General features: G+C 65.9%; 11 protein-coding genes. 6 read left to right on the top strand and 5 right to left on the bottom strand.

The annotated features are described in order from the left end of the window. The first annotated feature begins 462 nt into the window (after positions 1 to 462). Both OHQ90_RS18985 and OHQ90_RS18980 read left to right on the top strand, forming a co-directional pair. Positions 463 to 1,404: an alpha/beta hydrolase gene (locus OHQ90_RS18985; RefSeq protein ID WP_328412313.1), complete on the top strand. Its 942-nt coding sequence runs from the start codon at positions 463 to 465 to the stop codon at positions 1,402 to 1,404. 8 nt (positions 1,405 to 1,412) lie between these two features. Further along, positions 1,413 to 2,240 (top strand): SDR family NAD(P)-dependent oxidoreductase, encoded by an 828-nt coding sequence (locus OHQ90_RS18980; protein WP_328412311.1) that lies wholly within the window; start codon positions 1,413 to 1,415, stop codon positions 2,238 to 2,240. Between the two features lie 15 nt (positions 2,241 to 2,255). Here OHQ90_RS18980 and OHQ90_RS18975 read toward each other — a convergent pair whose 3' ends face one another. Further along, complete coding sequence (locus tag OHQ90_RS18975; protein WP_328412309.1) at positions 2,256 to 3,491, bottom strand: PucR family transcriptional regulator; 1,236 nt, start codon at positions 3,489 to 3,491, stop codon at positions 2,256 to 2,258. A gap of 292 nt (positions 3,492 to 3,783) precedes the next feature. On the opposite strand from OHQ90_RS18975, the gene OHQ90_RS18970 reads away from it, so the two are divergent. Beyond that, a complete protein-coding gene (locus tag OHQ90_RS18970; RefSeq protein ID WP_328412307.1) occupies positions 3,784 to 5,307 on the top strand; it encodes a flavin-containing monooxygenase in 1,524 nt (507 codons plus the stop codon). A gap of 65 nt (positions 5,308 to 5,372) precedes the next feature. Here OHQ90_RS18970 and OHQ90_RS18965 read toward each other — a convergent pair whose 3' ends face one another. From OHQ90_RS18965 to OHQ90_RS18955, 3 genes are all read right to left on the bottom strand, one after another. Next, the gene (locus OHQ90_RS18965) at positions 5,373 to 6,161 is read right to left on the bottom strand and encodes a glycosyltransferase family 2 protein (protein ID WP_328412303.1); all 789 of its coding nucleotides are present in this window, start codon (positions 6,159 to 6,161) and stop codon (positions 5,373 to 5,375) included. Further along, on the bottom strand, positions 6,158 to 6,952 hold the full coding sequence (locus tag OHQ90_RS18960; RefSeq protein ID WP_328412301.1) for a GntR family transcriptional regulator: 795 nt from the start codon (positions 6,950 to 6,952) through the stop codon (positions 6,158 to 6,160). The genes OHQ90_RS18965 and OHQ90_RS18960 overlap by 4 nt, the downstream gene beginning before the upstream one ends. Before the next feature lie 68 nt (positions 6,953 to 7,020). After that, complete coding sequence (locus tag OHQ90_RS18955; RefSeq protein ID WP_328412299.1) at positions 7,021 to 7,833, bottom strand: DUF5984 family protein; 813 nt, start codon at positions 7,831 to 7,833, stop codon at positions 7,021 to 7,023. Between the two features lie 388 nt (positions 7,834 to 8,221). On the opposite strand from OHQ90_RS18955, the gene OHQ90_RS18950 reads away from it, so the two are divergent. Next, positions 8,222 to 9,400 carry an alpha/beta hydrolase gene (locus tag OHQ90_RS18950; RefSeq protein WP_328412297.1) on the top strand — a complete coding sequence of 393 codons (1,179 nt, stop codon included), beginning with the start codon at positions 8,222 to 8,224 and terminating at the stop codon, positions 9,398 to 9,400. Positions 9,401 to 9,814: 414 nt separating this feature from the next. Here the strand turns inward: OHQ90_RS18950 and OHQ90_RS18945 are convergent, their stop codons facing one another. Beyond that, the gene (locus OHQ90_RS18945) at positions 9,815 to 10,135 is read right to left on the bottom strand and encodes a hypothetical protein (protein ID WP_328412295.1); all 321 of its coding nucleotides are present in this window, start codon (positions 10,133 to 10,135) and stop codon (positions 9,815 to 9,817) included. A gap of 723 nt (positions 10,136 to 10,858) precedes the next feature. Between OHQ90_RS18945 and OHQ90_RS18940 the strand changes: the two genes are divergently transcribed. Continuing rightward, entirely contained in the window at positions 10,859 to 11,518 is a 660-nt protein-coding gene (locus OHQ90_RS18940) for a hypothetical protein (RefSeq protein ID WP_328412293.1), read from the top strand. A 58-nt stretch (positions 11,519 to 11,576) separates the two neighbouring features. Then, positions 11,577 to 11,999, top strand: a complete 423-nt coding sequence (locus tag OHQ90_RS18935) for a YbaB/EbfC family nucleoid-associated protein (RefSeq protein WP_328412291.1) — start codon at positions 11,577 to 11,579, stop codon at positions 11,997 to 11,999. The last annotated feature ends 134 nt before the right edge of the window (positions 12,000 to 12,133 follow it).

Raw genomic sequence — 12,133 nt, 5'->3', positions numbered from 1 at the left:
ACTTCGTCTGCATATCGGGCGCTCCGTAGTCCTAGGTCGGCCCGCCGCACACACGAACCGCCGTCGGGCAGTGGTGGTCGATGGGCTAGTTGTGGTGCCACGACGGGCTTGCTGACGCTGCACGGTCTGACGCCGAGGACCAACCTAAGGCGATGGTGGGCCCCGGAGAATCGCCTCACGCACACACTTGCCGCACCGAGATATGCCGCGGCACACCTAATCGCAGTTGGTGCCCCGCCATCGCCGCCTGGCGCCGATCTGGTGTGCTGCCGCACACCTCGCCTGGCCAAGTGTGTGCCGCTGACGATTCCGGCGGGACAGCTCCTCGCCCTACTTTTGGGTCAGCGGACGCTGCGACCGAGGCAACCAGCAAGGTACGGCGCTTCAGCGCCGCGAGCGACATCGACCGCTATTGCCAGCATGACCCGCACGCTTGGAGCGGACGAACTAGGGACCGAGGGTATGGACGAGATCAGCTTCATCAGTGGCCACGACCGCTGCGCCGCTTGGCATTTCCGCGCGACCGGCGCTGCGTTCGCCGGTGCGCGGGGTGTGCCGTGCGTGGTGATGGCGCCCGGGTTCGCGGGCACTCGGGACATCGCGGGCTTGGCGGAATATGCGGAGGGCTTCGCCGCTGCGGGCCTGGACGCGGTGCTGTTCGACTACCGCGGTTTCGCCGCGTCGAGTGGGTCACCGCGCCAGTTGGTGTCGGCCTCACGCCAGCGCCAGGACTACCGCGCGGCAACCGCCGCGGCGAGGCGGCTGCCCGGCGTGGACCCCGACCGCATTGTGCTGTGGGGGATTTCCTATTCCGGCGGGCACGTCGTTCGTGTCGGCGCCGCAGACGGGCGCGTCGCGGCGGTGGTCGCGTTGACGCCCGCAATCGACGGTGTCGCGGTGCTGGCGCAGCTGGTCCGCAACGCTGGTGGGGGTCAGCTGGTTCGCGCGGCCGGCCACGGTCTACGCGATGCGCTGACGGTGCTGACTCGACGTCGGCCGCACCTGGTTCCGATGGTCGGAGAGCCAGGCTCGACAGCGATGGTCGCCAAGCTCGGCGCGGCGCAGGCATACGCCGCGGTCGCGGGCCCGAGCTGGCGCAACGAGGTGTGCGCGCGCACCGCGCTGGAGTTGGCGTTCAACCGGCCGATCCGGTTCGCGTCGCGGGTATCTTGCCCGCTGCTGGTGCAGGTCGGCACCAACGACAGCCTCACCCCGCCCGCCGCCGCGCGCCGCGCGGTCGCCGAGGCCGGTGCGGGCGCCGAGTTGTGCGAATACCCCATCGACCACCTCGACGTTCATGCCGGCCCCGCATTGCAGCGCGCGCTGGCCGATCAGCTGGATTTCCTGCGCCGCCGTCTGTCGCCGACCGCGTCCCGCGGGCCCGCGATCACCACTACCGATTAGAGTCACCAATGAAGATCAAGAATCTGAACAACCGTGTCGTACTCATCACCGGCGCCGGCAGCGGCATCGGCCGTGCCACCGCCCTGCTGTGCGCGGGCCGCGGCGCGCGACTGGCCATCTGCGATCTCAACGAACCCGGCTGGACGGAAACTGCCGAAGCCGCACGGGCACTCGGCGCCGAGGTGCTCGGGCAGACCGTCGATGTCACCGACACCGCGTCGATGGATGAATTCGCCGCTGCGGTGCACGCCCAGTTCGACACGGTGGACCTGCTGATCAACAACGCCGGCATCGGTGTCGGGGCCGGATTCTTCGACACCACCCCCGAGGACTGGGACCGCCAGATCGCCGTAAACATCATGGGGCTGGTGCACGGCTGTGAGCGCTTCATCCCCCGGATGATCGAGCGCGGCACTGGAGGCCAAGTCGCCAACGTGTCCTCCGGTGCCGGCTACTCGGCGCTCCCGAACATGTTCGCCTACTCGGTCACCAAGTTCGCCGCGTTCGGCTTCTCCGAGGCGCTGCGCATGGAGATGCGCCGCCACAAAATTGGGGTGACCACTATCTGCCCGGGCCTGATCAATACTCCGATCCTGCGCACCAGCGTCATGCGCGGGGCCCACGCCGAGGAACGCACCGCCCGGGTCGCGCGACTGTACGAGCAGCGCGGCTACTCACCCGAGCGAGTCGCGGTCAATATCCTGCGTGCGGTGGGCCGCAACCGCGCGGTCGCCCCGATCACCCCCGAAGCCCACCTCACCTACGCGCTGACCCGCATCGCCCCGCCTGTGGCGCGCTGGGTTTCCGCCCGCACGGCAACCGTTCTAGCCAAGTAGATCGCCCTGCAACGCTCACCTAACCGGCGGCGGGAGGTGGCGGCGTAGCTCGAGGGCCAGCTCGACGGCGAGCCGTCGCTCACCGGGTGGGTAGCCCAGCAGTTCGGTCGCGCGCGCGACCCGCTTGAGGATCGTGTTGCGATGCGTGTAGAGCCGGGCGGCCGCGCGTGGTGCGTTGTCGGCCTCCTCCAGGTAGACACGCAGCGACTCACGTAGTCGCGCCGCCGCGGGGTCGTCGTCGGCCAGCGGGCCGAGGGTGGCCGCCACGAACTCGGCCGCCCGGCGTGGGTCGTGCGCCGCGAGTGCGGTGACCTCGAGTTCCCGGTAGGAGGCCAATCGCCCGCTCGCGGGGTTGCCCAGCAGCAGGCGGTGCACAGTCAGCGCGGCCTCGTGGCTGGCGCGAAACCCTTCGATGCCACGGCGGGTCGGGCCGACCGCTACGCGCACCACGGCGGGTGATCGCTCGATCGCCGAGCGCAGATCGGCGATGGCCGGTTCGCGGTGCGTGCCGATCCACGCCCACAGCGTGGTCGTTCCCGCCGGAAGAGTGAGCGGGCGATGCGATCCCGCCGCCTGAGCGAGCAGCAACGCCGCCGACTCCAGCGCCCCGTGGGGCGCGACGGGCGACTCTGCCCACACCACCACCGCGGTGTGGTCGCAGTTCAGTTCGTAGCCGATGCGTCGGCTCGCGTCGGCGGGGTCGATCGGGGCGCCATCGAGGATCAACCGGACGGTTTCGGCGCGCCGCGCCAGCGCGCCGCCGATGACCTCCTCGCGTTCGCGCTGAGCCTCCGCCAGCACCCGACCGAGTGTCTGGTCGACGTAGCGGAATACCAACGTCAGCGACAATTCGATGACGCCGATCAGATCGGGCCCCGGTTCGACCACCTGGTACGCACATGCCAGCCAGCGCTCCAGCGCGACCTGCTGGCCGCGCCGATAGCCCTCATAAATCGTGTCCAGCTCGATGCCGCGACGCGCAACAATGCGTGCGCCGTCGAGCGCCTCAGGCGGGACGGCGTCCGAAAGCGGGGACTGGGCCTGCCGCGCCACCGCCAGGAAGCGCCCTAGTTGACCACGGTTGTTGGCGGTGAGCGCAGCCGTGATGGCAGCGTCGGCGCCGAACGCCGGCACTACTTCGATCACAGCGGCGTCCATCGCGGCGACTGTTTCCTCGAACTCCAGAGTCAGTCGATCCGCGATCGCGGCGACGAGTTCAAACGTTCGCGGCGTCGGCGCAACCACCATCATGGACAAAGTGTGCCACCGCACACCACCCCTCCGCGCAAAGACGGTTCAAACGGTTCGGCGTTCGGAAAACGCGGGGGCCGATTAGGTGTGCGGTCGCACATCTCACCCTTGCAAGTGTATGCAGAGGGCGATACCCCGCAGCGGGCCGTCGACGTAGTTTTATCACCGGCCCAATCAGCTCCACCAGCACCGAGACCGCTGCGCTGGTTGGTATTTCGCACCGCGGCGGCTCAGCAATTCCACCCGCATATCCGCCGTCCCAGCCGAGAAGTACGTCCGAGGAGTCGCAGAAATGTCTACAGCATCGGTCGAGGACCGCGTCGAGCACGTGGACGTGTTGATCATCGGAGCAGGGATCTCCGGCATCGCAGCGGCGTATTCGCTTTCCACACAGCATCCCGCCAAGACCTTCGCGATCCTCGAGGCACGGGGCGCCACCGGCGGAACATGGGACCTGTTCCGCTATCCCGGAATTCGCTCCGACTCGGACCTGCACACCTTCAGCTACGAGTTCAAGCCGTGGCGAAACGATAAGGCCATCGCCGGTGCCGAAGCGATCCTCGACTACCTGCGCGAGACGGCCACCGAGAACGGCATCGACAGCGAGATCCGGTTGCATCACAAGGTGCACAGCGCGGCCTGGTCCAGCAGCGATGGGCGCTGGCTCGTTGAGATCGAGCGCACCGACACCGGCGAGCAGCAAACGCTCAGCTGCCGCTGGCTCTTCTGTGCCGGCGGCTACTACCGCTACGACCAGGGATTCACCCCCGATTTCGAGGGCCGTGAGCGGTTTCAGGGTCGGATCGTGCACCCGCAGCATTGGCCGGAAGACCTCGACTACCGCGGTCAGCGGGTGGTAGTGATCGGTAGCGGCGCGACCGCGGTCACGCTCATCCCGGCGCTGGCCGGTATCGCGGCGCACGTGACGATGCTGCAGCGCTCACCGAGCTATGTCTTGGCGGTACCGTCGAGCGACAAGATTGCCAATAGATTGCCCACGCTGCTCGGCGTCAAGCGGGCGTACGCGATCACCCGCCGCAAGAACATTGCCAGGCAATGGGCGATCTTCCGGTTCTGCCGGGCCTACCCGCGCCTCGCGCGGCGGGTGATCCGCTACCTCACCGCCAAACAGCTGCCGAAGGGCTATCCGGTGGATGAGCATTTCAACCCGGCCTACAACCCGTGGGATCAGCGGCTGTGCGTGGTCCCGGATGGCGATTTGTTCAAGGCGGTCCGCGACGGGGACGCCTCGGTGGTCACCGACCGGATCGACACCTTCACCGAGCAGGGCATCAAGCTGGCATCCGGGCGCGAACTCGAGGCCGACATCATCGTGACCGCCACCGGCCTGAACCTGCAGGCGTTCGGCGGCATCGCGTTGACCGTGGACGGCGCCACGGTGAACCCGCCCGACAAGGTGGCATTTCGCGGCTTCATGCTCGACGGAGTTCCCAACTTCTCGTTCGCCTTCGGCTCCACCAACTTGTCCTGGACGCTCAAAGTCGGGCTGGTGGGCGAGCACTTCTGCCGACTGCTGGCCTACATGGACACCCACGGTCACACCGTGTGCTATCCCGAATTCACCGATCCACACATGGTGACCAGGCCGTTGGTTGAATCCAGCGCCGGTTACGTGAAGCGCTCGATCGAGCAGTTCCCACGTCAGGGCGCTAACGGCCCGTGGCAGATATCGCCGGACCACTGGGCCAACATCAAGACGTTGCGCCACGGTCCAGTACCCGACGAAAACCTGCGCTTCGGTTCCGCTCCCAGCCCATCCCCGGCCATCATCTCGGCCGTGGAGATCAACCCATAGCCGGCCACGCCGGGCGCGCGTTGCCACACCGAGGCGACCCAGAACGCAGAGCGAGCCGAGGAGCGCTAGCGCCTGTCATTCGCAGCTTCTCCGTAGCTGCCGGAGTAGTGCCAGTGCGGGAAGTCGTTGGCCAGCGCGTTCGCTCGACGTTCGATCACGGTGTAGCGGGCGGTCAGATCGTCGGTGTCGATGTGGGCCGCTTGGGCTGTGGTTTGGCCGGGCCATTTGCGGTAGAGCAGGCCGACGCTGGCCGAAAAGTAGCCATCCGCAACGGCATTGGCCGCGAGGAGGAGTCCCGTGTCTTCTGATGCCGGGAGCCCCATCCAGCCGCCGAGAGCGAGAACGAGCTGGGTGCGAATGCACAGGGTCGCCGGGTGCACCTGGGCGCGATAGTTGTTCGAACGCCAATGAGCGAGAACGGCACCGCGTTCGATCACGCCCTCGTCGGGATCGCTGTCGAAACCGATCACCGAGCCGTCCAGCAGTAGATCGAGCACTCGCGATGTCGTCCAGCCGATATCGAATCGCTCGAGAGCATCGATGTCTCGCGCAAGTACTTCGTCGTTGAGTTGGTCGTCGGCATCGAGGGTCTTGACCAGTTCACCGCGTACGCGGCCGAGCGCCAACGTGCGGGCGACTCCGGGCCCGCCACGCCGGCCGACGGCGAATCGAATCCGGTCGTCATCGGGCAGCCCGGCGGCGATCCCGCCTTCACTGAATCCATCGGCCTGCACGATCCATTCCCAGCTCCACCCTGACGGCAAGATCTGCTTGGCAAGGGACTCGTATGCGGCGGTCATGTATTCGGGCAGGGCTTGATAGACCGGCGTGATGACGGAAATGAGTCGGGTCATTTCGTCCACCTTTCGAGTGGGGTCTCGTAGACGAGCTCGGTCCGGTCGCCCGGCAGGGTGACATCGGCAACCTCTACGACACGTCCAGTCGTATCAATGGACGTCTTGCGGATGAGAAGAACGGGGACACCCGAGGCGATGTCGAGCAACTCGGCCTCCTCCGGTGTCGGAGGTCGTGTCGTGACGGTCTCGACGACACGATCGAGTTCGATCCCGATTGTGAAGAACTGGTGCTGCGTCCCGCCGGGCCATGGCTCATTCCCGTCATCCAGCAGCCGGGGGTCAGCGGCAGCCATCTCGTAGATCAGGTACGACCGTGCCAAATTGAACGGTGCGGCTTCGTTCTTCGATCGAGTGCGGTAGTCGCGCTGCAACAGCTTGGTGCCGACAGGCACGTCGAACGGTTCGGCCAGATCCTCATTCGCCTGTGCCACAGTGTATTCGGCCTCGAACTCGAGTTCCGATACAACGAGGCCCGTATTCCGTTCGGTTGATCCGGTGGCCGCCCGAACAGGTTCGGGCTCATGGATCCGAGCCTTGTCGAAATGGTTGTTGGTGTTGCTACGGCGTACTTTTCGGCGCGGCGGTCGCACGTACACGCCAAGGTCCTGCCGTGAATCGATCAAGCCTTCGCTTCTGAGCACGTCCAGCGCTTGGCAAACGGTTGGCATGCTGACGCCATACTTCGCGCGGAGAGTTGCCGAGGTCGGCAGCTGCTTTCCGGCCGCCAACTCGCCCGTTCGGATCGATTCGCGCAGGTCATCGGCCAATCGCTCGTACTCGAGTGCCATGACTCGAGATTAGTCCTCACGGTGTCTTGACAAGTCCCGACTCGTGCCGCATTCAAGAGGAGCTCGATTCAGAGCAAAGCACGGGCCCCGGAGCGGACCGCATTCCAGTCGGTACTGATCGGCCGCTCCAGCGCCTTCGGCAGCCATTGCATCCTGTCTCCATGTTCACGGCGCAACCCGGCGCCATCCAATTTCACACCCTCCGGCGGACCCGATGCCTCGAGTCGGCTCACCCGCTCCTCCATTGCCGACAACAGCGCTCTATCGAATTCGTTGACCGCCGCCAGGAATTCAGAGGTCGGGATGGTGGCACGGTCGACCGGCGGGCGAACGAATTCGATCACACCGTCGGGATCTACCGGGTACCACCATTCGATCGTCATGCGATCGTCGGCGCCGTCAACTGTTCGCCACCACAGGAAGCTGGGCCCGAATCTCAGGTATCCGGTGTCGACGAATCGGTGGCTGCGCAATGTTATTGCGGCATCGACCTCCCGCGCCAGCCCATCGTCATCGATCGAGGCATCCAGCACCTCCTGCGACCACTGTCCGGAGTCGCTCCTCAGGAAGTCGATCAGGTCTGCGGGGACGGGTTCGAGCGCTTCCGGGAACAACGCGAGGATGTCCTCCCAGAGCCGGACCACGTAGTAATCGATATACCGTTCTTCGTCCCCGACATGTTCCGCACCCGAGAGGTTCGCACCGTCCCCGCACAGCTGCTCGATCGACCGATCCGAATACCGCATCAACTCGAAGCCGCCGACATCGAGGCAGTACCAGCCCTGGGTCAGTCCGAACCAGTGGAGCTCGCTGTCCTTGCCCCAGGGATGCACCTCGGTCAGCGGCACCAGTCCGAATCGGATGGACATCGCCGTGCTCATGGGGCCACCAGAGGCGCTGGGTGCGGCAGGTGTGTGCGCATGCGGTGATTCTGCAGCAGCTACCGACTCGGTAGGACTGTTGCGGTCGGTGATCAAGTGATTCCACACCCGACGGAAACGGCAGGTCCTCGACTGCCTGGTCAATAGGCTCAGCGCCTCGATGGCTGTGCTATCTGCCGCTCGATCACACTCGATGCCGCATTCAACAGCTGCGCACGCGGAATCAACGCCTGACCGGCCGGGAAGTGGCGCCGGCGACCGGTACCAGTCCAGCTGCGCATCCGGAATGAACTTGGAGATAAGTACAAAGACACCCGGGCGGACTGGGTCGAACTTTGGATTTCTTGTTCCTAGCTGCGCCGTCGGCGAAACGGTGTACTTAGCGCCTATGCCCGATTTCGAAGCCGAGTTTTCCCCGGGCGGCGCCGACTGGAGAACCGTGATGGCCACTGCTATCGCGCGGTCGAAACCGCACCGCGAAGCGGCGGCACCGATCGTCGAACGATCCAACCGGGCAAGTATCGGAACCCGAATCGCCCAACCACTGCTGCGTGGCACGGTCGGATTCGGGTTGGCAACACTGGCGCGGATAGGCGGCTACAGCCAGCTCGAGCAGATGCTGCGGCTCGGCCGCCTCATCGATCTACCGGCCGCTGTGCTCGTCCCCCCGAACGGCACCAAACGTCGGACCGTTCAGTTGGAAAAGTTCCGCGCCGAATGGATATGGCACGACGACCTGGCCGACCCACGCCAACGGCAAGACAAGGCGCTGCTGTACTTCCACGGCGGTGGGTACATCAGCGGCGGCCTGAATACCCATCGACGCCTCGTCGCCAAGATCGGGCGAGCCAGCCGGATGCCCGCATTCAATGTCGACTATCGACAGCTACCCGACGCGCACTTCACCGAGACTCTCGACGACGCGGTCGAGTCGTATAAGTACCTGCTCGCGCAGGGCTTCCAACCCGAGCGCGTCATCGTGTCCGGCGACTCGGCCGGTGGCGGGCTCGCCTTCCGGCTCGCGCTGGCCACCCGGGAGCGTGGGTTGCCGATGCCAGGCGGCATCTCCGCGATCGCACCATGGGCCGACTTCGACTCGACAACCCGCAACGCCCACCCCAACCGGCACCGCGATTCCTACCTACCCACCCGGGTTCTGGAAACAATAGTGCGGCAAGGCTTTGCCATCGATGGCGAACTCGACCCGACATGGTCGTCGGTCAATCACGACTTCACCGACCTACCACCGGTCCTGATCCAGGTCGGCTCCACCGAATGCCTGCTACCGGACGCCGAGATACTGACCCGACGCTGCGCCCGAGCCAACGTCCCCGTACAACTGCAGATCTGGGATCGCGCACCGCATGTCCACCACATCGGCTCGGACCTGCTCGCCGACGCCCGAGCCGCGATCCGCGACCTGGGGCAGTTCCACCGCCAGGTGATCACCGGACAGATTCCATCCGCAACAAGCCGGATACCAGTGCGCGACAGGCGAATACCGGCCGCTGAGACCATCGCAGTGCAGAGAAGTCCTCGCCTCACCGCCCCGCCCCAACCGAAGTAATGCCATGCCATGCCATGTCACAGTCCACTTTCCGGGTTGGCCGCCGATGCACTACCGAGCCGACTCCATAGCGGCGCACGCTTTTGCGATGGCAGCGTGCGCCATGGGACTGGCGACAATTCTCATCGATCAGGATATGCGCGAAGCTCTGCGGCCCATGCCTTATCAGCGACTCTGGAGATGAACAAACAGGACTGATACCGCCCGCCGCCGCATCTGATGGGCACGGTCGGAGCCGAATCCCTTGCCGTGCCATCGGCTCGAGATCCGGCCGACCCCAACTCGGACCCGATCAGCGTCGGCCACAGCCGCCTTCCCAAGGATGGAAGGCGGCGGTCTGCGCGGCGGTAGAATTTCGCGGCGCATCAACGCACTGATCATCGAGCTCACCACCACCCCGGCGAGCAGACGTGATCACCGCACAGCAACGAGGAGATCGGCGTGAGCGAATCGCTTTGGGTCGATCTGGACGCAATGCGAGCCTCGTCGGCAGAGCTGAATCAAATCGCCGCCGAGACGGCCCGGATGATGGCAGAACTGAAGGCGGACCTCAGGCTCAAAGGTGAGTTCTGGGGTGACGATGAGCCAGGAAAGATATTCGCGGAGTCGTATGTTCCCGGTGCCGAACAGGCGATGGAAGGCATGGAGAACCTGGTCGCTGCGTTGCACGCGATGGAGCGCCAGTTCGCCGACGCGGCCCACGCTTTCGACCAGGGTGACATCGGCGGTGCGCACCACATCAACAGCACGAACTTGCCCCTGAGCACTGGAGATCTCGACGTATCCCGTCTGGGTGGCTATCAGAGTCCGGTATCGCAACCGGCTTGGCCTGCGCCGGCCGGCCCCGACACCGGGTATCGTCCGTACGCCGGCGGCGCAGCCGCGCCGGACAGCCCCGGGCAGTCCTCCCACACACAGTCCCCGTACTCATCATCCCCGTCCGCACCCGCACGATCCTTCGACCCACAGTCCTCGGACCCGCAGTCGAGCCCGCAGGCCGGTTCCGAGACACCCGGCCAGGACACGAGCGGTAACGGTGGGCCCGACGCACCGCAACCACGCGCCGAAGCGACCGACCCCGCCACAGCAACAGCCCCACCCAACACCGCCAATGCGGCCCCGGCTCCGAATTCCCCCGCCGTGAAGCCCACCAACGGGGCTCCCCTGAATCCGGTGTCCACCAACGAATCCGGACCAGCGAGGCGGACTGCTGGGACGCCGACGGGCACACCTTGGTCCGGGAACGCCGCGAGCAGTCCCTGGTCGAAGTCCCCAGCCGCGCCGTCGCAGGCTGCGTCGTCCCCTGCCACTCCGCCGCAGAACGACACTCCCCCGCGCGTCTCCCCGCCGCGACGCCCGACCCCGCGACCGGGAGCCGACAAGCCCGCGGCCCAGCAGCGCCCACGCGCCACACCGAAACGCTCAACGCCGCAACCGCGAACGAGCAGCATCGAGGCGATGCGGATCGCGCGCGAGATGGCGGCCGAGCACCACCTCGAGATCCGCGGATTCGAGGATGCTGGACTTCACGAGCACACGGTGCAGCAGATGGCGACAGCCCTCGACCACGTGCTCGGCCGCTATACCCTGCCGCTGTGCGGAATTGAGATCACCCACCTTGCCGGTGCGCCGTCGCGTGTGGAAAACCGCAGCACGACAGCGGAATCCAGCGACCCGATGCCATGGATCGTGCTGGACACGGCGGCCGCCGCGGATCCCCTCCTGCTGGCCGCACCTGCTGTCGCGACATCACAGTCGACCGACCCCGTCCACTCCGAGCGACCGATGTACGCGACGATCGTGCGCGCACTCGGCGGTGTGCTCGACATTTCCGGCGGATTCCGCGCTCGCACCGAGGCCCAGCGTGCGCTCATCACCGAATATCTGCGTGTACGTGGCGGTGAAGGCGACACGCTGGCGCGGGTGGTCAGCGGTTATAAGCGGTGGCGTAGCGACTTGAGCGACAACTGCTTCCACCACAGTGTGTTCGCGCCCGCTCCTGCACTTGCGGAGGCTTTCGCCGCCGTCGAGTTGGATGACGAAGCTGCCCGCGCCCCCCAGAAGGTCCTGCATCGGCTGCTGGTGACGATGGCAAGGGCATCCAGCGCGGACGCGTGAGAGTTGGGTGGGAACCGAATCCAGGTGCAGGGCACGGTTGTTCAGGATGGAGATCGGCATGGACCGATGGAAGCAAGAAGGCCTGCGCTCGGCCAACAATGGTTTGCGCAACCAGATGGAGCACTTCCTCGATACCTTCGAACAACAGCGCCCCCGGCTGGCCGAGATGTTCCGGCAGATGGAAGCCGTTCGTGTGCAAGCGAACTCGCCGGACCAATCGGTCGAGGCAGTCGTCGATGCCAGCGGCGTGCTTACCGACCTGACGCTCAGCGCGTCCGCTCTGCGCAAAACCCCTGAGCAGCTCGCCGACATCATCGTCGCCGCAGTCCAGGAAGCCGCCCGCAGCGCCCGCGCACAGCACGAACAGCTGGCAGCTTCGGCAGGCACCGAGAGCGATGGGGTACCGGACCTCCCCGACATCCTGCCCGAGGCTCCCAGCATCCACGAGGTTCGCGCCTTCTTCCGCAGCGACGAGAAGTGATCTCGTCACACGGCCGGCAGGGTCGCTGGAGCGGATCTTCCCACTGACGGCAGTACTCCCGAGGCCGTCCGCGCAGGTGTCGATAAGAATTGGTGATGGTAAGTCGGTGGACGGCGGAGAGCACGGGAGTTCCT

Source organism: Nocardia sp. NBC_00403, from assembly GCF_036046055.1.
Lineage (GTDB): Bacteria > Actinomycetota > Actinomycetes > Mycobacteriales > Mycobacteriaceae > Nocardia.
Note: the sequence above shows the minus strand (reverse complement) of the source record. Positions and strands in the feature narration are given on the sequence as shown.